The organism is Bacillus sp. AFS037270, assembly GCF_002585305.1.
The window spans coordinates 60,911-81,111 of record NZ_NUNF01000046.1 but is presented as its reverse complement, the minus strand read 5'-3'; the positions used below and the strand labels follow the sequence as shown (position 1 = coordinate 81,111).

Annotated in this window: 22 protein-coding genes; 8 read left to right on the top strand and 14 right to left on the bottom strand. The window is 37.7% G+C overall.

Going from position 1 to position 20,201, the window contains the following annotated elements:
• Positions 1 to 78: 78 nt before the first annotated feature.
• Positions 79 to 2,373, bottom strand: coding sequence for a thiamine pyrophosphate-dependent enzyme (locus COD92_RS22245; protein ID WP_098996558.1), 2,295 nt, complete (start codon positions 2,371 to 2,373; stop codon positions 79 to 81).
• Positions 2,373 to 3,386, bottom strand: coding sequence for a 2-oxoacid:acceptor oxidoreductase family protein (locus COD92_RS22240; protein WP_098528566.1), 1,014 nt, complete (start codon positions 3,384 to 3,386; stop codon positions 2,373 to 2,375). Before COD92_RS22240 ends, COD92_RS22245 begins: the two co-directional genes overlap by 1 nt.
• A 348-nt stretch (positions 3,387 to 3,734) precedes the next feature.
• Here COD92_RS22240 and COD92_RS22235 point away from each other — a divergent pair, with 348 nt between their 5' ends.
• Positions 3,735 to 5,471 (top strand): B12-binding domain-containing radical SAM protein, encoded by a 1,737-nt coding sequence (locus tag COD92_RS22235; RefSeq protein WP_098996557.1) that lies wholly within the window; start codon positions 3,735 to 3,737, stop codon positions 5,469 to 5,471.
• A gap of 27 nt (positions 5,472 to 5,498) precedes the next feature.
• On the opposite strand, the gene COD92_RS32985 is transcribed toward COD92_RS22235, so the two are convergent.
• Together COD92_RS32985 and COD92_RS32200 are read right to left on the bottom strand one after the other, a co-directional pair.
• Positions 5,499 to 5,627, bottom strand: coding sequence for a hypothetical protein (locus COD92_RS32985; protein WP_255286583.1), 129 nt, complete (start codon positions 5,625 to 5,627; stop codon positions 5,499 to 5,501).
• Positions 5,627 to 5,788 (bottom strand): hypothetical protein, encoded by a 162-nt coding sequence (locus tag COD92_RS32200; protein WP_176541115.1) that lies wholly within the window; start codon positions 5,786 to 5,788, stop codon positions 5,627 to 5,629. The genes COD92_RS32985 and COD92_RS32200 overlap by 1 nt, the downstream gene beginning before the upstream one ends.
• Positions 5,789 to 5,921: 133 nt before the next feature.
• Here COD92_RS32200 and COD92_RS22230 point away from each other — a divergent pair, with 133 nt between their 5' ends.
• Together COD92_RS22230 and COD92_RS22225 are read left to right on the top strand one after the other, a co-directional pair.
• Complete coding sequence (locus tag COD92_RS22230) at positions 5,922 to 6,275, top strand: DUF3905 domain-containing protein (RefSeq protein WP_098528564.1); 354 nt, start codon at positions 5,922 to 5,924, stop codon at positions 6,273 to 6,275.
• Positions 6,276 to 6,468: 193 nt separating this feature from the next.
• The gene (locus COD92_RS22225; protein ID WP_098528563.1) at positions 6,469 to 6,672 is read left to right on the top strand and encodes an alpha/beta-type small acid-soluble spore protein; all 204 of its coding nucleotides are present in this window, start codon (positions 6,469 to 6,471) and stop codon (positions 6,670 to 6,672) included.
• A 43-nt stretch (positions 6,673 to 6,715) separates the two neighbouring features.
• Here COD92_RS22225 and COD92_RS22220 read toward each other — a convergent pair whose 3' ends face one another.
• The 4 genes from COD92_RS22220 to COD92_RS22205 all read right to left on the bottom strand — a co-directional run bounded on the left by COD92_RS22220 (position 6,716) and on the right by COD92_RS22205 (position 11,105).
• Complete coding sequence (locus COD92_RS22220; protein WP_098996556.1) at positions 6,716 to 7,795, bottom strand: anti-sigma factor domain-containing protein; 1,080 nt, start codon at positions 7,793 to 7,795, stop codon at positions 6,716 to 6,718.
• Entirely contained in the window at positions 7,792 to 8,538 is a 747-nt protein-coding gene (gene sigI, locus COD92_RS22215; protein WP_098996555.1) for an RNA polymerase sigma factor SigI, read from the bottom strand. Before sigI ends, COD92_RS22220 begins: the two co-directional genes overlap by 4 nt.
• A 318-nt stretch (positions 8,539 to 8,856) precedes the next feature.
• Positions 8,857 to 9,336 (bottom strand): hypothetical protein, encoded by a 480-nt coding sequence (locus COD92_RS22210; RefSeq protein WP_098528560.1) that lies wholly within the window; start codon positions 9,334 to 9,336, stop codon positions 8,857 to 8,859.
• A gap of 188 nt (positions 9,337 to 9,524) precedes the next feature.
• Entirely contained in the window at positions 9,525 to 11,105 is a 1,581-nt protein-coding gene (locus COD92_RS22205) for a peptide chain release factor 3 (protein ID WP_098528559.1), read from the bottom strand.
• A 270-nt stretch (positions 11,106 to 11,375) separates the two neighbouring features.
• Between COD92_RS22205 and COD92_RS22200 the strand changes: the two genes are divergently transcribed.
• The 3 genes from COD92_RS22200 (at position 11,376) to COD92_RS22190 (ending at position 14,069) form a co-directional block, all read left to right on the top strand.
• On the top strand, positions 11,376 to 11,636 hold the full coding sequence (locus COD92_RS22200; RefSeq protein ID WP_141561130.1) for a hypothetical protein: 261 nt from the start codon (positions 11,376 to 11,378) through the stop codon (positions 11,634 to 11,636).
• A 155-nt stretch (positions 11,637 to 11,791) separates the two neighbouring features.
• A complete protein-coding gene (locus COD92_RS22195; RefSeq protein WP_098528557.1) occupies positions 11,792 to 13,510 on the top strand; it encodes an AAA family ATPase in 1,719 nt (572 codons plus the stop codon).
• 136 nt (positions 13,511 to 13,646) lie between these two features.
• The gene (locus COD92_RS22190; protein WP_098528556.1) at positions 13,647 to 14,069 is read left to right on the top strand and encodes a YkvA family protein; all 423 of its coding nucleotides are present in this window, start codon (positions 13,647 to 13,649) and stop codon (positions 14,067 to 14,069) included.
• Between the two features lie 129 nt (positions 14,070 to 14,198).
• On the opposite strand, the gene COD92_RS22185 is transcribed toward COD92_RS22190, so the two are convergent.
• Both COD92_RS22185 and COD92_RS22180 read right to left on the bottom strand, forming a co-directional pair.
• Positions 14,199 to 14,339, bottom strand: coding sequence for a YjcZ family sporulation protein (locus COD92_RS22185; protein WP_098528555.1), 141 nt, complete (start codon positions 14,337 to 14,339; stop codon positions 14,199 to 14,201).
• Between the two features lie 20 nt (positions 14,340 to 14,359).
• Positions 14,360 to 14,464: a YjcZ family sporulation protein gene (locus COD92_RS22180; protein ID WP_098528554.1), complete on the bottom strand. Its 105-nt coding sequence runs from the start codon at positions 14,462 to 14,464 to the stop codon at positions 14,360 to 14,362.
• A 242-nt stretch (positions 14,465 to 14,706) separates the two neighbouring features.
• Between COD92_RS22180 and COD92_RS22175 the strand changes: the two genes are divergently transcribed.
• A complete protein-coding gene (locus COD92_RS22175; protein ID WP_176541114.1) occupies positions 14,707 to 15,516 on the top strand; it encodes a glycerophosphodiester phosphodiesterase in 810 nt (269 codons plus the stop codon).
• Between the two features lie 40 nt (positions 15,517 to 15,556).
• Here COD92_RS22175 and COD92_RS22170 read toward each other — a convergent pair whose 3' ends face one another.
• From COD92_RS22170 to phaQ, 4 genes are all read right to left on the bottom strand, one after another.
• Entirely contained in the window at positions 15,557 to 16,390 is an 834-nt protein-coding gene (locus COD92_RS22170; RefSeq protein ID WP_098528552.1) for an undecaprenyl-diphosphate phosphatase, read from the bottom strand.
• 226 nt (positions 16,391 to 16,616) lie between these two features.
• Entirely contained in the window at positions 16,617 to 17,810 is a 1,194-nt protein-coding gene (locus COD92_RS22165) for a coiled-coil domain-containing protein (protein ID WP_098996554.1), read from the bottom strand.
• A 398-nt stretch (positions 17,811 to 18,208) separates the two neighbouring features.
• Positions 18,209 to 18,781 carry a hypothetical protein gene (locus COD92_RS22160; protein ID WP_098528550.1) on the bottom strand — a complete coding sequence of 191 codons (573 nt, stop codon included), beginning with the start codon at positions 18,779 to 18,781 and terminating at the stop codon, positions 18,209 to 18,211.
• Positions 18,762 to 19,205, bottom strand: coding sequence for a poly-beta-hydroxybutyrate-responsive repressor (phaQ, locus tag COD92_RS22155; RefSeq protein ID WP_098528549.1), 444 nt, complete (start codon positions 19,203 to 19,205; stop codon positions 18,762 to 18,764). Before phaQ ends, COD92_RS22160 begins: the two co-directional genes overlap by 20 nt.
• A gap of 169 nt (positions 19,206 to 19,374) precedes the next feature.
• On the opposite strand from phaQ, the gene COD92_RS22150 reads away from it, so the two are divergent.
• Positions 19,375 to 20,157: an alpha/beta fold hydrolase gene (locus COD92_RS22150; protein ID WP_098528548.1), complete on the top strand. Its 783-nt coding sequence runs from the start codon at positions 19,375 to 19,377 to the stop codon at positions 20,155 to 20,157.
• Positions 20,158 to 20,201 lie beyond the last annotated feature (44 nt).

Below are 20,201 nucleotides of genomic sequence, written 5' to 3'. Positions count from 1 at the left end.
TTTATACTTTCTTATCTCATAAGAAAAGAACGCAAAGCACTTTGCTGCTTTGCGTTCCTCGTTAAATTCGACATCAGTTTATAGAAGTGGGTTTTCGTGCTTTGCTATTAGACGCTGCCATCTCTTTTCAACTTCTGCTTCAAATTCTTCTAAAATAGATTTATTTTCATCTTTTAATAGATGTTTTGCTTTTCCCATATATTTTAACCAATCAGATAGTGGAACCCGTTTGTTCTTTTCTTCTGGATTATACGTAATCGTTGTAACGCCTTGCTCAATCTCATAGAGAGGGAAGAAGCAGGAATTAACAGCCTCCTCAACGATTTTAGTACCATATCGATCATCAGATTTCCAATTTAATGGACATGCGATGAGAAGTTTCCCGTACACTGTACCGACATTTTGTGCATACCATTGTGCTTTTGCACCTTTTTTCACTAAATCCTGCGGGAATGCCTCAGAACCAGTAAATACATACGGAATATTCGTTGCAGCCATAATTTGAGCTGTATCTTTATGGTGGAACGCTTTTCCTCGCTGTACTTTCCCAACACCAGAAGTGCTTGTCATGTGTCCGATTGGTGTGGAGTATGACATTTGTGATCCTGTATTCATATAACCTTCATTATCATACTCAAGCATGATCAGTTTATGTCCGCGAAGAGCCGTTCCTATTGCTGAACCCATTCCAATGTCCATACCGCCGTCACCAGTAATCATAACAAAAGTAGCATCATCCGACACCTTAATTTCGCCTCGGCGTTTTAATTCCATAAAGGCTTCAACTGTCCCAGAAAGGCTAGCTGCACCGTTTTGGAATAAATTATGAATCATCGTTTGTTTATGTGAAGTACTTGAATAACCAGTCGTGGTTACATACGCACAGCCTGTTTGGAATAAAGTAACAATATCTCCCTCAATCCCCTTAAAGAATAACTCAAGGCCTGCAAAAATACCGCATCCCGGACATGCACCATGTCCAGAAGCAATTCGTTTTGGCTTACCGGTAAGAGCACGGAGTGGAGGAATTTTGACCTTTAATTTATTGGTTTCTTCATCCATTTTCACATCAATTAAACCTGTTTTGTACACATCACCATGCTGCGGTAAAATAACTGGCTTAAGGATGTTTCCAGGGATTCCTGGAACATGGCCATAGTAATCAAATGGCTTTTCCGCATAGCCCCTTTCCATCGCATCGATTGCCATACTAAAGAAATCTTTAGCATCTTCTGCATAGAAATCCTTCCCGCCAAGACCAAATACTCGGCTTAACACAATCGTTTTGTTTTCTTTGTCATCTTGAAGAGCTGATTTTACTTCATGTGTAAGATTAGGTCCGTTTGCACCATATGAATCCGCACGCTCGCCAACTAATAGGGCTTTAACATTCTTAAGGGCCTCACGAATTTCTTTTGCCGGGAATGGACGAATGATATTTGGGCTTATCACCCCCGCTTTAATCCCTTTTTGCCGAAGCTGATCAACCACATCTTTGGACGATTCAGCAGCAGAATTTAATAGGAAAAGTGCAACTTCTGCATCTTCCATTTTATATAAATCGAGCACCTGATATTCTCTGCCAGAAAGTTTCGCATAGTCAGCTGCCACCTCTTTAAATACTTCACCCGCATTGTATATGGCTTCCGATTGTTGGTAGTGGTTATTAATAAAATCGTCACCGCTCATATGTGCACCGATTGTAACAGGCTTGCTCAAATCTCTTACGAAGTTATAATCAGTTGGACACTCACCAACAAATTGTTGGACAACATTTCGATCCTTAAAGTATTCCACCCTGCGCTTTTGGTGAGATGTGAAGAAGCCATCATAGGCCACAATAACTGGTAAACGGACTTTTGAGTGTTCAGCAATTTTCAGCGCCATAATATTCATATCATAAACAGCTTGAGGTGTTTTAGCAGTTAAAATAACCCATCCGGTATTCAATGCATAATAAAGGTCTGAGTGATCACCACGGATATCTAACGGACCGCTGACAGCTCGAGTAACAAGGTTCATCACCATAGGGTAGCGGGTGCCTGATTGGACAGGCATTTGTTCAAGCATGTATAGGAAACCATTCGCACTAGTTGCATTAATGACACGGGCACCCGTCGCGGCTGCTCCATAGCAAATACCTGCTGAACCATGCTCACCATCCGCTGGAATCAGTTTTATGTCATGCTGCCCACGCGTTTTCATTTGATCTAAAAATTGGGCAACCTCAGTTGAAGGTGTGATTGGGAAATATCCCATGATATGATAATTAATTTGTGCTGCCGCAGTGGCTGCCATTTCATTACCTGATTCAAAAGTAGAAACCTGCTCTGCCACACCCTGTTTCGTTAATTTATCTTCTAAAATAGCCATTATCGTAGCCCTCCTGCAATATAAGGAAAGTTTTGCTCTACACGTTTTTCATCCGCATACCCTAAGATTTCCCGTAGATCTCCTAGAGCGTCGGTTGGACATGCTTCCACACACTTTAAGCAGCCCTTACAATATTGATAATCAATTCCTTTTAGGAACATTTGCTTTCTGCCTCGTTTATCCTCTCCTTCTTCCCAAACAAAACAAAAATCAGGACAAACATTATCACAAGCAGCACAGTTGATACATTTGTCTTGTTTGAACTCAGGAAGAAACCCCTGCCGTGATCCACTTAAATCTTTGAAGATACTATTTGCCTGCGAAACCATCACACCGCCAAGTTCTTGTGTCATATAGCCAAGTTGTGGAAGCGGTCGTGTAAAGGATTTTCCTTTAGCACCTTCTGGAACTTCATAGGTTTTAAATTGAACTTCATTATATCCACGATCAAAAGTCCGAATATTCGGTTCAACAAGGTGGGGATATTTTTTTGTAAAAGTTTTCCGGATAACGTCTCTCATAGATTCGGGATCTAGGAAATCACAAATTCGATATAAAGCGCCAAGCATGGCTGTATTTACTTTCGTTTTTTCCTCTACAGCAATTGTTAAAGCATCAACAATGGCAAGAGTCCCATATTCTAATTGCAAATCTTTTTTCACATCATCAAATTCTCTAGCTGTATTAACTAAAACAATACCTTCCGCATCCAAGCCGCTTACCACATTCACCGTTTTATATAATGCTTCATGGAAAACTCCCACAATATGCGGCTGTTCAATTGGACTATGGTCCCGAATCTCAACTTCAGGATCACAAAAACGAACGAAACTCTTTACTGGTGAACCCTTCTTTTCAGACCCATAGGATGAAAAGTTTGCGCCTCTTAATCCTAGACTTAATACCCCTGCCTCAGCTAACATTTTTCCGGCTAGGTTTGCCCCTAGTCCGCCAATCGATTCTAATCGGATTTCAAAAAATCCAAGTTCACTCTTTTTCGGTAAAATAGACATAATGTCCCTCCCCATTTCGTTCCAAAAAATACGAAATAAACTATTCATTGATTTTCCTGTCGTTATTGTAGGACAATTTTGAAATTTAATCTGTGACAAATGTTAAACATCACCTGAAATTCTTTGTAACACATTAATTTTTTTTAAAAAATCATTATTATCTCAGACTTTAAAACGCTTGCTTAACTGTATAACAGATTAAAACTTGTATTATAACAGATAGACATCATTCAGATTTCATCTAAGGGATATCGGGTTTGTAGTGATGATTTATGGTTTGCCTTATACTCTTTTGGTCAAAAATAGGCTATAATAATTATTTGGTCATATTGAAAAAGGAGTAACCATATGAATGTTATTTGCTCTACGCTAAATGCAAAGTTTATCCATACAAATCTTGCTATTCGTTATTTGAAGGCCTATGCAGCCCCAGAATTTACAATCAAATTAAAAGAATACACTATTAAGGATCCAGTCCTAAATATCGTTTCGGACCTTTATCAAGCAAAACCTGACGTTATCGGTTTTAGCTGCTATATCTGGAACATTGAGGAAACACTGAAAGTTGTAAATATGTTAAAAAAGGTTGACCCTTCGATTTTGATCGTTTTGGGAGGACCAGAAGTGACTTACGATACGGCCGAATGGATGGAAAAACATCCTGATGTGGATTTTATCGTGATCGGTGAAGGAGAACAAACCTTTAAACAGCTACTTCATGAATTAGGTGCCGCGAAAGAGTACCGAAATGTCAGTGGTATTGCTTTTCGAGAAAGTGGAGTAGTAAAAATAACACCACAAATGAATAAGCTGGATCTTAAAGAACTGCCCTCACCCTATCGTTTTCCTGAAGATATCGCTGATTTAGGTAAACGTGTCACTTATATTGAGACAAGCAGAGGCTGTCCATTTAGCTGTCAATTCTGCCTCTCTTCCATTGAAGTCGGAGTCAGATATTTTGACCGTGAAAAAATTAAGGCGGATATCCGCTATCTCATGGAAAATGGGGCTAAAACGATAAAGTTTGTGGATCGTACTTTCAATATTAGTAGAAGCTACGCGTTAGAAATGTTCCGTTTTCTTATTGATGAGCATCTGCCTGGAACCGTATTTCAGTTTGAAATCACCGCTGATATTATGCGTCCGGAAGTCATTGAATTTTTAAATCAAGAAGCCCCAAAAGGTCTATTCCGATTTGAAATTGGCGTCCAGTCTACTAATGATTACACCAATGAGCTTGTCAGACGAAAACAAAACTTCGCCAAGCTGACAAGAACGGTCACAATGGTCAAAGAGGGCGGTAAAATCGATCAGCATCTCGATTTAATTGCCGGGCTTCCCGAAGAAGATTATTCCTCCTTCAGAAAAACTTTTAATGATGTTTTCGAGATGAGGCCAGAAGAATTACAATTGGGATTTTTGAAAATGCTCAGGGGAACTGGAGTCCGTCTCCGTGCTGATGAACATCAATATGTATATATGGACCATTCACCCTATGAAATCTTAAGTAATAATGTGTTATCGTTTGATGATATTGTAAGAATTAAACAAGTCGAGGACGTATTGGAGAAATATTGGAATGACCACCGTATGGACTATACGGTTGAATATCTTGTCAGCAATGTATTCCCATCTCCATTTGACTTTTTCCAAGAGTTTGGTTCCTACTGGGATAATAAGGGATGGTCGCGAATCGGCCATCAGCTTGAGGACTTATTTAGAAGGTTATACTCGTTTCTAGAAGAACGCTCCGTCGATAACCTTGAAGTTATTGCAGGATTAATGAAGTATGATTATTTAAGAAATCACAAATACAAACCTAGAAAGCCTTGGTGGGACGCATCCCTGGATAAGGGTGAGCGCTCAATGCTTTACAAACAAATATTGAATCATCCAACTATGCTTGGAAATGAATTCAGTCAACTGCAGCTTGATGAAAAGGATTTATATAAGCATACGATGCTTGAGGGATTAACCTTTGACTTAGGTGAGTACTTAACGACCGGCCACTTAAAAAGAAAAACTGGGTACTTATTAGCGTTCTTTGACCCGAGCAAAGACCATACATTAATATTTTCATTTTAGTTTTTTATAAGCCGGGGGAGCCCCGGCTTATTTATTTTTACCATTTTTCTTCAAATGTTTTTTCGTTTCATAAAGCTTAACCCCATTAACTTCACCAATTTCAATACTAAACTCTTCCATTGGTACAGGGTTTAGAGTATTTCCCACCTTTGCCATTAGCTTCTACCTTTTTTACCTTGTTTCGAATTACGATTTTGGAATCGAATAGCATTATTATTATCGGTAAACTCTGCTGAAAATTCACTTTCCTGCACATTTTTATGAGGGGTTTTCGTATATTTTTCCACTGCATTAAATTCTGCTTTGCGCTTCGCCATTTAAAATCCTCCCAAAGATATGATGATACATCCTTAGTTTAAGCAAAGTGTGTGTGTTCATTCCTTTCCTTATTTTTCATAAATAATATCGCCTTACAAACAGAAAATAAAAGAAAAAAGGAGTGAATAGACCATGGAAAAATCTAATCATAAACAGTCCTCCGAAAAGATAACGATGGAAGAAACCATGCCCCATCAAATAAATGCACCTAGTTTCGAAGGGACCGGAATAAAAATGGAGGATCCCTTTGTAAATAAATATGGGGTTACCATTGGTGACAGTTTATATGCTTCTGAGAACTCCCCTTTAGAAAATTGGTCAAAGGATACAGACCCTGCCATTATGTCTGGAGACGAATGGGTTCATCCAACAAATGATATTGGCTGGAATACTTCAGAAAATCGAGAGCTGCTCGACAGCAAAAGAAAACCACAAGCCTATCCGTTTATGCACCCGACAAAGGATGTCAGTAAAGGAACTGATTAATGGAATTATCCATATCCGAAAAACATTACCACTTATGAAATTCTGAAGGACAATAGATACTATTTATACAGAGGGAGTCCTACAATCCTCTAAATTCTAAAAATGTGCCAAAGGCACACACTTTAAAGTAGCGATAGGCTAAAAAAGTTAACAAGGTAAGTATCAACTTTCCTATGACAAAGGAGTGAAAAAAATGGCAAATAACAGCAATAAATTATTAGTGCCTGGAATCGAGCAATACTTGGATCAGGTAAAATATGAAATCGCCCAAGAATTTGGGGTCCAATTAGGTTCAGATACCGTTTCTAGAGCAAATGGATCTGTGGGCGGAGAAATAACGAAAAGATTAGTCCAACAAGCGCAAGCTGAATTATCTGGGCAATTTAACAACCAATAATTGAATAGATATGGAAAAAAAGTCCGGTTTTGACGCCGGACTTTTACTTATTCTTTTGACTATTATTTTTTTGTTCCTTTTGTTTAGACTTCTTTTGATGGTTAGCTGTGGTTACTGGTGTGCTTTTTGATTTTGGTTGATTTTGGGTCTGTTGTTTAACCTGCTGCTTTGGAGTTTGTTTAGCCGGTTGTGTGGTTTGTTGCTTCGGCTGTTGCTTCTGCTGTTGTTGTTTGTTATCCCCGTGATTTGGTATGATTTGATTCTCATCCTTTTTAGGTTGATCTGGCGGGATCTTCTTATCCCTAGGCAAAATTTGAGCGTTAGGATTTTTTTTATCAATTTGGTTATCAACCAATTTCTTTTGCTGTCCCGGTGGTATTATTGTTAGTTGGCGTGAAGGAGCTGCTACATTTTTCTGATTCGCATTTTTTTTCTTCTCTTTTCCTTTCTTTTGGTACTGATATTTACCAGTGGAAATACCAAGATTCTGTGCCTGTTTGCGGTCTTCCTGAGTTGCTATTAACACGGTCATATCTAGCTTTTGCTTGCCTGCCAACGCTTTTAATTCTTCTAAATTCTTTTGAAGATCCTTTTCAGATTGCTCATCCTGCTCTTCCGCTCGAACAGTCGAAATAATTACAGGCTGCTTATTTTCTAGCAAACCCGCTTGTTTCATTTCAGCTAAAATGGACTGAGTAATTTTTGAAACATCTTTTTTCTTCCAATTCTTAAGCTCTGATATTACCTCTTTACCCGCTTTATTGATGCCTATTAATTTTACAACCTGCATCTTCTTATTCACACCAAGTTCAATACTTGAGTTTGCATCAATAGACATATAAGCGTAAGCTTTATTATTTTGATACAGCGGAAAGAAGGAACCAAACAAGATAATTAGGGCAGCCATTACGGCCAAGACGCTTCGAGATGTAAAGATATTCTTTAATAATAATAATAATAATAATAATGATTTCTTTGTTTGAACATTTGTAATTGGAAAGAAATGTATTTCCTCACCAATCGTATAGATTTGATCTTGTTTTTTGGTCCGTAAAAACTCACCCTCGGGGGTTAATAGCGTTAAGAAAGCGTCGTCTATTTCCATGATAATTCCTTTTTTCATATATCCAGCACCCCCTTTATATAATCCTTCATATAGACATAATCACTAGATAGTATAAGTGCAACCGCAATGATATATTTCCGGTTTCTCTCAATCGTTTTTCGGCTGACATTGACCCTTGTTTCTAACTGTTTAATGGGAAGACGCTTTTTATCCAGTAATATCTCTTTTAACTCTGGATTGGCTACCAGTATTTTCGCTGTTTGAATCGCACTTTTCCGAGCATCAGCATGTTTGGGTGAATTTTCCACTAAGTCACTAAAACTTAAATCAAATGAGGTTAACATTTTTTGGAAATGGAGTATTTCCTCTTTTCTTAATTGCTCGTCATTCTTCTTATAAAATTCATCAAGGGAAAGTTCATTTACAATCACAGTTCCCGGCGATTCTTCCTCTTGTATGGGGTTAGTGATATCAATACTTATATGTTGATTTTTGGTTTGTTTACGAATATAGTCTATTACTCGTCTTTTTATAATGATTTCGGAAAAACTTAATAAAGAGCTTCCTCGGTCTGCTGAATATTTTTCAATTGCCTCATTAAATGCAATCAGTCCAATGCTAAATTCATCATCGGATTCATAAATGTAACGCCTGCAAACGGAAGAAACAGTTTTAGCAATAAAGGGCTTATAGGAATCAATTAATTGATTTAATAGTTCTTGGTCACCTTGTTGGACTAGTAGAACAGTCTCTTCCAAAGTTCTTTTTTTCTTCTTGGTCATAAACAATAAACTTAACATTTGCTCACCTCTATTCGTCCCATTATAACATACATATAGTACTTAAGACTTTATAGGGAATAAGCATTTCGAAAAAGAAAAACCCCAATAATGGCTGTCTTTTCCGGTTTATTGTTTAGTTCCTTTTTGTTATTTCCGTTTGTTTATAGTCCTATTAAATCCCCCTCTTTATTTCAATTTCTTCACATCAATAAATTTTGCGTACGCATTTATTACATAGTTACGTTAATTAAAGAACAGTTTCTGGGGGTTGAAAATAAAAATTTTTCCCAATAGAAAAATTAAAAAGCTTTAAATCAGATTAATGATTTAAAGCTTTCAATTCGCGATGTTGGTATTTTTATCGCATAATTTTAAAATTCGTTTTATTATTCCACCAACAAGTAACCCCGGAATAAGGAATATCATTGGTAAAAAGATGGGTCCCGGATGGATTCCAAAAAAAGTTACCTTTGGTGAAACCATTAATCCAACTGTGACAAAGTAAGCTCCAAAAACAAAAGGCAAATAAGAATGCTTTTCACCTGCCGGCATTGCAAATCGATAAGCATCCCACATTGAAAACATATAAATACATGGATAAAACATAAGCCATTGATAGTTTACCACCATTTCAGCTTGCCCAATTTCACCCAGGAAGCTAAGCATAATTGCCTGGTTAAAATGACTATTTACATTCATGATAAACTCTAAAACAACAAATAAGACTCCTTTAATATACTGACCTGTTAATAATTGAGTAAAACCAGGGAATGCAATATTCCACAAAACTGCTTCCAATTTGCTCATTTTTTTCATTTTCCTATCCCGCTTCTTTATGGCATTTAAGAACAAAAACTTCTTCACTTAGCTTAACCATTACTATGTTAAATTAACGGGGATACGCTGAAAATCTTCCAATATTTTTCCAATTTATACATAATCACTTTGAAAGGATTATAAATTAAAAAACAGCGGAGGCTTTCCGCTGTTTTTTGCTAACCAAGCTATTCGTGCTGGTCCATAGGATTATATAGTTTAACATTAGGATTTTTTTCCTGAAACCATCTTAATGCAAAGTCATTTTCGAATAAAAAGACATAATGGTCATATCGATCCTTTACCAGAAGGCTTCTTGAGCTCGATAGGTTTTCATCAACCGTCTCATTTTCAACCCATCTGGCAATTTTTGAACCCATCCGCTCCATTAATACTTCGGCATTGTACTCATTTCTCATCCTGTGCTCAAATACTTCAAACTGAAGCTGACCTACAGCTCCTAGTAAATATTCTTCCATCCTAACAGTTTTAAAGAGCTGAATAGCCCCTTCCTGAACTAGCTGTTGAATACCTTTATAGAAGGATTTTTGTTTCATGACGTTTTTAGCCGAAACCCTGACATATAATTCAGGAGTAAACTGTGGCAGCCTCTCATATTGGAAGTCATTTTTACCAGTCGTTAAAGTATCACCAATTTGATAAGTACCTGTATCATATAACCCGATAATATCCCCGCTAACGGCTTCTTCTACTGTATTTCGTTCTTCTGCCATGAAGGATGTCGACTGGGAAAGCTTTAATTGTTTTCCTAATCGAGGTATATTAACCGTCATTCCTCGTTCAAATTTACCAGAGCAAACACGCACAAAGGCAATCCGGTCGCGGTGAGCAGGATTCATATTTGCTTGGATTTTAAACACAAACCCCGAAAATTGTTCTGTTAATGGATCAATTTCACCTATGGATGATTGACGTGCTTTTGGCGGTGGTGCAAATTGAAGGTAAGACTCTAAGAACGTCTGAACACCAAAGTTTGTTAAGGCACTTCCAAAGAAAACAGGAGTTAGAGTCCCCTCAGCTATTTTTTCTGCTGAAAACTCATTACCTGCTTCATTGAGTAGTAATATCTCCTCAAGAGTTTGATCATATAGACCTGATTGTTTTAGCGTATGATCCCCAGCAATTTCCCCATCTTCAGTTAGAGGAATATATCGCTCCTCATCATTTACACGGAATTGTTCAACTCTTTTATGAAAACGGTCATAAATGCCTAGGAATTCTTTCCCCATTCCGATTGGCCAGTTCATTGGATAGGATTCAATTCCAAGGACTTCTTCAAGTTCGGCAAGAAGTTCAAGCGGTGTTTTCCCTTGGCGATCCAGCTTATTAATGAATGTGAAGATGGGAATCCCGCGCATGCGGCATACTTTAAACAGCTTAAGTGTCTGTTCCTCAATCCCCTTCGCTGAGTCAATAATCATCACTGCACTGTCAACTGCCATCAGTGTTCTGTACGTATCTTCACTGAAATCTTGGTGTCCTGGAGTATCAAGAATATTAACCCGAAAACCTTCATAATCAAATTGCATGACACTGGACGTAACAGAAATACCACGTTGTTTCTCGATTTCCATCCAGTCACTCGTGGCAAACTTCCCTGTCTTTTTTGCTTTTACCGTTCCAGCGTCTCTAATGGCTCCGCCAAATAATAATAATTTTTCTGTTAATGTTGTCTTACCAGCATCCGGGTGGGAAATAATCGCAAATGTCCGGCGCGATAATACTTCTTCTTTAAAATTGTTACCCATCTTGTCTTCCTCTCTTTGACAAAGAAGTCATACTTCCTCTAAATAAAGTTCTATTCCTTCCCAAACTTAAGGGGAAGGAAACTATTCACTAATCCGGGCAGCTTTTGCCCATTATAGCGAGAAAAATTTTTTCCATAACTTCAATCTTATCTCGCAAACGCCAACTTTGCAATATATCGAGTTGTTTACTGATGATTTTTCTTTTATGATGGAGGTGAAAGGATTATAATGATGTTAATAAAAAACTCTTTGATTTCCTTGGGAGGAATTATGCAAAATAAGTCAGTTGACCCGCAAACCTTAGACCTTTTACATAAAGCTTTCGAAATCGTGCTTAAACAAAATAAAATTTCATATAACAAAATTGGCATTGCCGAAGAAGGGGACCAACTCTTATTTTTGTATGAAACTAAGGAAGAAAAGGTTCATGTCTTTAAATGGAGCAAGGAGGCATCTGTCGGAAAGAGCATTGCCACTCTAGCCCAAAGTGTGCTTACACCAATTATTCCACAACTCCGCTTATTATCATAAAGTCTAGAACACACTTTCCTGTTTAGGGACAGTGTGTTTTTATTTTTATAAGCATAAATCGATTTGCTCGATTTCTTCCTCTGATTCCCATATCCATTTTTCTGGAAATACCCTTATAATGAATTATATAACTCTGTTAGAGGAGATGAAAAGAATTGAATGAAAGTAAAAAGCTAGTTTCAAAGTTTGTTCCGCTGATTACAGCGTTGATTATAGTCATATCAGGAATTATTTGGTATATCCAAACTTCTCATAATGAAATTTCGATTCCTTTCTCGTCTGTGGAGAAAACGATCCAGGCGCAAAATGGAAAGGTTGTTACACTTACTGAACAGGCAGACGGCACCCTTTATATGAAAGCGGGAAATCAAGAATATGTATCCCATATTCCGCCGAACAGCCAAATGATTGAAAAACTTGTTGAAAAGTACAATATTGATTACACCTATACGACCAGCAGCAGGTATGGTAAATGGATTATGGGCGGTGTGATGGTTTTACTTGCGGGTGCTGCTTTCGCCTTACAAAAAACAAAAGGCGGTTTTGGCCTTCATAATTCGATGAAAAATAGTGTTGCCAAGTCACGCCCCCTTCCTTCTATCAGTTTAAATGATGTAGGCGGACTTGGAGTTGAAATGAAAGAGGAAATTTTACAGACATTATCTACTTTAAAAGAACCTGAACGGGCAATAAAGTTGGGAATTAAACCGCCAAAAGGAATTCTTTTATATGGACCCCCAGGGACCGGTAAAACTTTATTAGCCCAAGCAATGGCACGAGAGTTAAATGCTTCCTTCTTCTCTGCTAGTGGTTCGGCATTCAATGAACTGTTTGTAGGTGTTGGTGCAAGCCGAGTTCGCTCCCTGTTTCAAAAAGCACGCAAACAGGCACCTGCCGTTATCTTTATTGATGAAGTGGACGCACTTGCAGGAAAGCGTAAAGCTCATGGCGGCGAAGAAGCAGAAAAAACTTTAACAGAACTACTAGTTCAACTTGACGGCGGTCAATCTAATGACGGAATTCTATTTATAGCAGCTACAAATAGAAAAGATATGCTTGATGAGGCCTTCCTTCGTCCTGGCCGTATTGACTTCTCCTTCCATGTATCTCTCCCTGATACAAAGGGTAGAAGAGAAATCATCGAGATTCATACGAAAGGAAAAGCACTTGCAGATGATGTCTTTGCGTCCCTTGATGATTTAGCAGAAAGTACTTCTGGGTTCTCCGGTGCAGAGTTGCAGTCTCTTTTTGAAACGGCCTCAAGACGTGCAGTAAGAAATGGCCAAGATGTAATTACAAAACAAGACCTGGATTATGCACTGGACCGGACGATTTTAGGAAGTACTTCTCGATCACTACAGGATCTCGATACAAAACGCAGGGTTGCCATTCATGAGGCTGGCCATGCGATTGTTGCTTCCTTAACAAAACCAGGTTCAGTTAGAAAAGCAACGATTATTCCTCGTGGTGAGGCACTTGGTTATGTAGCACCGATTCCAAAAGAGCTCCATTTATCAACAACTAGTGACTTGCTTGACCGCGTGGCAATGGTTTTAGCCGGTGGTGTTGCTGAGAGATTGTTACTGGGTGAACATAGCATCGGCGTGAGCGGTGACGTACAGCAGGCTAAACATCTTATTGAACATATGGTCGACATTGGAATGCTTCAGGATGGGTTTACTCTAACTTTTAACAAGCAAGACAAAGAAATCAAAATGCAGGAACTTTTTGCAAAAGGATTAGAAAAAGCAGAATCCTTGATCAATAATCATCAGCAACAGTATCAACAATTAGTCGATGCCTTATTAAAAAAAGAAACTTTAGAAGGATCTGAAGTGGAGGCAATCGTTACTGGTTCATCTAAAATCGCTTAACCACTTTTTTCTGCATAATATAACCAGGTGCACTCGCTGCACCTGGTTTTACTTTTGTGTTTTCGTGGTAAATATCTAATGAATTATGATTTTGGTGGTAAACTAAGCTTGAATTCCGTTAAAGGAAGTGAACCCTATGTATAGCAATGATGAATTAATTGAAAAAGAGCAGTCTAACTACATGAAAAATGCAAAGGAATTCCTCGGCAATCCGCTAAAATTAAAGGATTTACTGAATAAGGTGATCCATAAAGCAACAGAGAAGAAAGGCTATTTAGGGGATGCCTGGGATAAACTGCAGTTATTTGTTGATTTAGTAAAAGCTTATACTAAAGGTGAGTATAAGCATGTTCAACCAAGTACCATCGTTACGATAATTGGCGCCCTGCTATATTTTGTTTCCCCGATTGATTTAGTTCCTGATTTTATTATTGGTCTCGGCATATTCGATGACGCTGCTGTAATTGGTTTTACGTTAAAGAAATTATCGAAAGAACTTGACCAATTTGAGCAATGGAAAAGTACGAATACGATTCCACAAGAAAACCCGCTGGATTAACCTAGCGGGTTGACTAGTTAGATATCTAATTAACACTAAAGCGTTTAAATCTCTAGAGAATAGGCGCTTGCTTACCTCTAAAAATAAGCAAGCCCTTCTTTCTAGTTAATAAAACACTTTAAGTTTTAACTACCATCTAAAGCAAGCAGCACCTACAATAATCAATAAGATAAATAAAACGACGATTAATGCAAATCCGCCGCCAAATCCATATCCACCGTAGCCACAGCCACCATAGCCGTAGCCTCCAAATCCACCATATCCAAACATTTTATTTCCTCCCTTTTATATTAATAGATTCCGCGACACCAAGAAGCTCCAATAATAATTAGTAAAATGAATAATACGACTAGCAGGGCAAATCCGCCGCCATAGCCACCTACTGCACCAGACATTTACATTACCTCCTTTTCGATTTCCATATATCCTATTCACCTAGTTATAGATGTGCGATAGACACATATCCAGATTAGGCTTATTTATAAAAAAAGAATAAGCCCATTCTTTGTACATAGACTTATTTCCATTATCTATATTTGTCCAATAACTTTACAGCTGCCAAGCGTGCAGGTACTTAGTTGACAATTTGCTATGTTTTTCTTACCATGTTCACAAAAGGGCGATGGGGGGAATCTTGTTGAAATTTACTAAAGCTGTTTGGAGATGGATCTATTTATCATTAAGCCGAAAAGGTATGAAAATCAAAAGCGCTTCCGAATCCCGTTCCCCCATAAAAATCGGCCATAGAGGAGCTGCCGGATACTGCCCCGAAAATACCTTTGCTTCTTTTCATAGAGCGCTTCACCTTGGTGTAGATTTTCTTGAGATGGATGTCCAGATGACAAAAGATGGGGAACTGGTGGTCATCCATGATTCAACCGTTAATCGTACAACGAATGGGAAAGGAAAAGTAAAGGATCTTACCTTAAAAGAAATTAAAGCATTGGATGCAGGCAGCTGGTTTGACTCTCGGTTTAGTAGTGAAAAGATTCCTTCTTTTGGTGAATTTCTAGATGCGTTTGGCGGTAAAGTCGGAATATTGCTTGAGATAAAGAATCCTTCCCTTTACCCTGGAATTGAAGAAAAAATTGCGAATGAACTGTTAAAGAGAGGACTTACAAGCTTAGAAGGACCTCAAGTGATTGTTCAATCCTTTGATCAGTATTCACTAAAAAAATTTCATCAACTAGTACCTTCCATCCAAATAGGAGTCTTAGTAAAAAAAATCACCGGTAAAGGAATATCTGATCAAGAATTGGTTTCTTTTTCAAGCTATGCTTCCTTTGTCAACCCCAAAATTACAATGGTAAGCAAACGGCTTATCAGCAGAATCCATCAACATGGCTTTAAAACTTTTATATGGACCGTTAAGAATAGAAACGAAGTCGACTTTTTAAGGCATTATCATGTTGAAGGGCTGATTTGTGACTTTCCTGATTTTCTCTAAGACTAAAAGAGCAGCTCCCTAAAGAGAGCTGCTCAATCATTTATGATAAGAATAACAAGTAGATAATTAAAGCTAATACGATTCGATAAATGGCAAAAGGCAGAAGCTTAATTTTATTAATAAGCTTTAAGAAAAACCGAATCGAGATTAATGCAAAGATAAAAGCACTAATGAATCCTGCAATAAAGACCGGCAACGCCTCGACCGTCATATATTCCCAGTTTTTTAATAAGGAAAGGAAACTAGCGCCAGCCATTATTGGTACGGCCATGATAAAGGTAAAGTCAGCCGCTGCACGATGACTCATTCCCATTAAAACTCCGCCTGAAATAGTTGAGCCAGAGCGAGAAAAACCCGGCCAAAGCGAGAAGCATTGAAAAAGTCCAACCATAAAAGCTTGTTTATAGGAAACCTGGTCAACCGTTTGTGTTCTTGGATTTTTAGAACCAAATGCATCAGCAAGTATCATAAGGATGGCACCAATCACTAATCCAACTAAAACTGTCCCCGTAGAGAATAAATGATCATCAATATAATCATTAAACAGTACCCCTAATACACCTGCTGGTATTAGGCCTACAATAACTTGGGTTAGCTTAAGGCGACTTTGTTTTTGCGCTGGTTGTTTTGTAAATTTGCCCAGTCCTAATAGGTCAATAAAACGATCTTTAAAGGTAACAACCACTGCCAATATTGATCCAAGCTGGATCACTACTTTAAAGGTATTAGCTCCATGTGCAGTTAAAAAGGTTTCAGACTTTAACCACATATCATCAACGATAATCATGTGGCCTGTTGATGAAACGGGGGCAAATTCTGTTAATCCTTCCACCAAGCCTAAAATAATGGCTTTGATTAATATAAGTAAATCCATGTTGTAAAACGCTCCTAACTTGTTGATAAATGATAAATTATGACAAGCATACTTTTTATTTTACTAATTAACTGGAACTATAAGCAACTCTAATATTTTCATATATTGATAAACAGTGTGCAAAAAATAAAATGTGGCCTTGTTTCTGCCACATCAGCACCTTACGTTAGTTTAAAAGATAATACCCATTCGAATGGCTTTAACCGCTACTTCCACTTTTATTTTACTAGTTATTAATAATTCGCATTACTCGTCCGTTAAATTTGTTCAGATAATAACCATGTGTCATATCAGCAATCGCAATTCCTGTTCTGCTTTGTGAACCTATAAACTTCCCGTTACCCAGATAAATTCCGACATGGCCGTCAATTTTATAAGTATCAAAGAAAACAAGATCACCAGGCTGTGCTTCACCATACGGAACCCTTTTGCCTAAGTTTTTCAATATATCCGTATGGGCTCCGACTTTTATACCTGCTTGTGAAAATGCCCATGCAACAAACCCAGAACAATCAAATCTTCCTTGTGCAACATCATTGGCATTTTCCCCCCCGCCGAATACATAGACTGAATTTCCAATATACTTTTCGCCAGCATGAATGACAGTATTTATCGTTTCATTAGAAGCGGTAGGAATTATTGTATGTATAAGTGTTGAACTCGTCGTAATAGAATTTTGTTCCACACCCTCAAGCCCCGCCTCTTTCAAAGCAAGCGACTGATCTTGCTGTTGTAACTCCAACTTTTGAGAGAGTTTTTCTTGCTCTTGCTGTTTCAATTCTTCCTTTAAGATATCATTCTCTTCTTTTTGTTCTAAAATTTGTGCCTGCATCCCTTCAAGCTCTATTTTCATTGTTTTTAAATCTCTTAGCTTTTTTTCTACAGAAGCTTGTTTTACTACTACAGCTCCCTGGTCCTCTTCATACTGTTTAACAAGGTCTTGATCTGCTTGCACCATGGCAGCCACAGCATGAAGACGCCCCACAAAGTCTTCAAAACTCGAGGAGCCCAAAATTACATCGATATATTTGACCTTTCCGCCACTTTCTTGTAAGGTTAAGGCACGTTTTTTAAGTATTTGGTTGCGCTTATCGATTCTATCCTTAATAACAGTTATTTCTTGTTCTAGTCCGAATACTTCCTTTTCGGAAGCCTGCACTTTTACTTCCGTTTGTGCAATCATGTTGTTATTATCAATAATTGCTTGGTCAACTCTTTTTATTTGCTCTGTTAACTTAGCCAATTCATCTTGGACTTGAGAAATTTCCTGGTCAGTGTTTGTTATCTCAGACTGGATCCCTGCACGCTTCTCCTGGACACCTTTAAGGCTTGTTTCCTCTGCTTGTACGACTGGAAGGGAAGATATACTGTTAATCACTAATATGATTATTGTACTTAGCACTGTAAGTCTCTTTTTCATTTTATTTTCCCGCCTTCATCATTTTTCAAATCACCTAGAGTAACAGAATTGGCGCATTGAAGACTAGTTAAAATGTATTTGCACTTTCCGTACATTTGACAAGATTCTATGTATCTTGGTTTTTTCTTCTTATTAAACATTATGTAAGTTTATTTTCACAAACATTTCCCAATATCATCCTTTTTTATCTCAATTAGAAGTATATCATCTAATTCCCTCAAATAAGTTATAAATATATGACATTTATATTTCGAAAGAAAAATTTTTGGTCCTAGTTTAACATATTGGTCAAATATCAAGTGGGGGAAAACCGACGAAAAAAAACCACATTCTCCAATTAAATCAGAAGAGAATGTGGTTTAGCTTTGATTAAGGATTATATGAAAACAACCAAATCATTAACGAGTTTTAACAAGCTCTTTGAAGCTATTTTTACTACGCTCTACAAAATCTAAATGTGTATTGCGAGCTTTCTTAGCATATTCCTTACGTACTTCAAGCCATGCGTTTCGGCTTTCACGGTTATAAGCAATACCAGATTCTGCATTCTTTTCAAAGCTATCTTCTAATTGATCGATAATATGGAAAAAGGATCGAACTGGTGTTAACGCTAATTTTTCCAACTGCCCAGAAACTTCATTAAACTGGTTTTCAAGCTCTTCACGGTCTTCTGAAGCAACGGCATCTTTATCTACGATGGCATTAATTTGTTGCACCACTCCAGAAACCACTTCTTTATTTGTCGTTCTCGCTTGCTCATATAATGATGCAATGGACTTACGGTATTGCTTATTGAATTTAATAACCTCTCTTACAGCATTAAAATAAGCATCTTCTTGATTTTCTCTTAGCTGTCTTGCACGCTCACTGGATTGTTCAAACTGATCCCAAAAAGTTGTAACAAATGAACCTACAGGTATCGATTCAACTAGTTCTTCAGCAGGAACCGTTTCATTTTTCTTCTGTATCATCTTTCTTCCTCCTCTTAGTGCTAGTGCTATTAACTTTCTCTATTGGATCCTTCTTCTGAAATGAAGGAATATAGAGCTCAAGTAAACTAGAATACATCTTGAAGAATTGATCTAGGATGGATTGATACGTCTCGAGTTGGTTAGCATATCCTTTTAAGTATGTAATCCCAGCTTTTGTGATTGAATATCTTCTTTTTGCCGGCCCGTTGCCTGTTGTATCCCATACAGATGAAACTAGTTCATCCTTTTCAAGCTGCCTTAGCATCCTGTATAAGTTCCCTTGATCAAGAGTCTTAAAACCGAATGCTTCTAGCTTTTGGCTAAGTTCATAGCCATGAAGGGATACTTTACTAAGAAGCAATAAAATAAATGGCAGTACAAAATTTTTGGATGGATTGACTGATTGGTTATCTTGGTTCACCATATATCCTCATCACCTCACCTATATGTATTTTACACCTATGGGTTATATTTTGCAATATTTAAAATAAATATAAATATAAATATAAATATAAATTAAATTACTATTTAGGTGTTTACAATTTACTGACGTTGGCTATAAACTTATTAAAAATCGGAAAAGGTGGTGTAAAATGGAAACAGCTATGTTTAGCAAGTTAGGTGTACCCTACTTGCATTTGGGTAAAGGGGAACCACTAGTCCTCATTCATGGTTTAGGGGAAGTCAAAGAAGGATGGAGTAACCAGTTTGAATTAGCAGATCAATTTGAGTTGATTATTCCGGATTTACGCGGCCACGGGGATTGTACAAGAACAGACGGTATTTCTATTCCCAACTTTGCCTCAGACATAATAGGTTTATTAAAAGAATTGGGTATTGTAAACGCACACATTCTTGGGCTTTCAATGGGTGGTGCGGTTGCACAAGAAATCTACCGACAAGCCCCGGACCTCTGCCAATCACTCATGCTAGTTAGCACTTTTCACTATTTTCCGAAAAAATTAAAGAGAATCTTATATAACAATCGGAGAAAAAAATTTGAGGCTGTAACAGCATCGGGAAAACAGACAGAATTCCTAGCCCATATGGCTCTTTACTCTTGGAATAAAAATACAGTAGATACATTTAGCGATTATTTCCGCCCAAAATATTTTATCTTCCTCGAATCCTTAAAAATGTGCCTTGAAGTAAATAATCGATCTTTATTACCAGAAATCAAAGTTCCAACCCTGATTATCGGGGGACAATATGACTCTGTTTTACCGGTTTGGATTCAAGCCTCTATGCACAAGCTGATTCCAGATTCAAAATTTATAATTATGAGGAATACCGGTCATCTTGCCAAGCTTGAGGCAAAAGACCGGTTTAACCAACTGCTGCGGTGTTTCCTCAACCAGCAAACAAATGCTGTGTAAATCATATTAACTGGATAATAGGCCCCACCTATTTACCCGTTAAT

What these genes read in the sequence shown, in the direction of transcription:
- sigI (WP_098996555.1), bottom strand. Translation starts at nt 8,538, where the DNA reads ATGTTAAGTTTATTGTTTATGACCAAGAAGAAAAAAAGAACTTTGGAA.
- COD92_RS32200 (WP_176541115.1), bottom strand. Translation starts at nt 5,788, where the DNA reads ATGGCGAAGCGCAAAGCAGAATTTAATGCAGTGGAAAAATATACGAAA.
- phaQ (WP_098528549.1), bottom strand. Translation starts at nt 19,205, where the DNA reads ATGGTGAACCAAGATAACCAATCAGTCAATCCATCCAAAAATTTTGTA.
- COD92_RS22210 (WP_098528560.1), bottom strand. Translation starts at nt 9,336, where the DNA reads ATGAAAAAAATGAGCAAATTGGAAGCAGTTTTGTGGAATATTGCATTC.
- COD92_RS22150 (WP_098528548.1), top strand. Translation starts at nt 19,375, where the DNA reads ATGGAAACAGCTATGTTTAGCAAGTTAGGTGTACCCTACTTGCATTTG.
- COD92_RS22220 (WP_098996556.1), bottom strand. Translation starts at nt 7,795, where the DNA reads ATGAAAAAAGGAATTATCATGGAAATAGACGACGCTTTCTTAACGCTA.
- COD92_RS22235 (WP_098996557.1), top strand. Translation starts at nt 3,735, where the DNA reads ATGAATGTTATTTGCTCTACGCTAAATGCAAAGTTTATCCATACAAAT.
- COD92_RS22230 (WP_098528564.1), top strand. Translation starts at nt 5,922, where the DNA reads ATGGAAAAATCTAATCATAAACAGTCCTCCGAAAAGATAACGATGGAA.
- COD92_RS22180 (WP_098528554.1), bottom strand. Translation starts at nt 14,464, where the DNA reads ATGTCTGGTGCAGTAGGTGGCTATGGCGGCGGATTTGCCCTGCTAGTC.
- COD92_RS22245 (WP_098996558.1), bottom strand. Translation starts at nt 2,373, where the DNA reads ATGGCTATTTTAGAAGATAAATTAACGAAACAGGGTGTGGCAGAGCAG.
- COD92_RS22165 (WP_098996554.1), bottom strand. Translation starts at nt 17,810, where the DNA reads ATGAAAAAGAGACTTACAGTGCTAAGTACAATAATCATATTAGTGATT.
- COD92_RS22205 (WP_098528559.1), bottom strand. Translation starts at nt 11,105, where the DNA reads ATGGGTAACAATTTTAAAGAAGAAGTATTATCGCGCCGGACATTTGCG.
- COD92_RS22190 (WP_098528556.1), top strand. Translation starts at nt 13,647, where the DNA reads ATGTATAGCAATGATGAATTAATTGAAAAAGAGCAGTCTAACTACATG.
- COD92_RS32985 (WP_255286583.1), bottom strand. Translation starts at nt 5,627, where the DNA reads ATGGCAAAGGTGGGAAATACTCTAAACCCTGTACCAATGGAAGAGTTT.
- COD92_RS22170 (WP_098528552.1), bottom strand. Translation starts at nt 16,390, where the DNA reads ATGGATTTACTTATATTAATCAAAGCCATTATTTTAGGCTTGGTGGAA.
- COD92_RS22185 (WP_098528555.1), bottom strand. Translation starts at nt 14,339, where the DNA reads ATGTTTGGATATGGTGGATTTGGAGGCTACGGCTATGGTGGCTGTGGC.
- COD92_RS22240 (WP_098528566.1), bottom strand. Translation starts at nt 3,386, where the DNA reads ATGTCTATTTTACCGAAAAAGAGTGAACTTGGATTTTTTGAAATCCGA.
- COD92_RS22160 (WP_098528550.1), bottom strand. Translation starts at nt 18,781, where the DNA reads ATGATACAGAAGAAAAATGAAACGGTTCCTGCTGAAGAACTAGTTGAA.
- COD92_RS22225 (WP_098528563.1), top strand. Translation starts at nt 6,469, where the DNA reads ATGGCAAATAACAGCAATAAATTATTAGTGCCTGGAATCGAGCAATAC.
- COD92_RS22200 (WP_141561130.1), top strand. Translation starts at nt 11,376, where the DNA reads ATGCAAAATAAGTCAGTTGACCCGCAAACCTTAGACCTTTTACATAAA.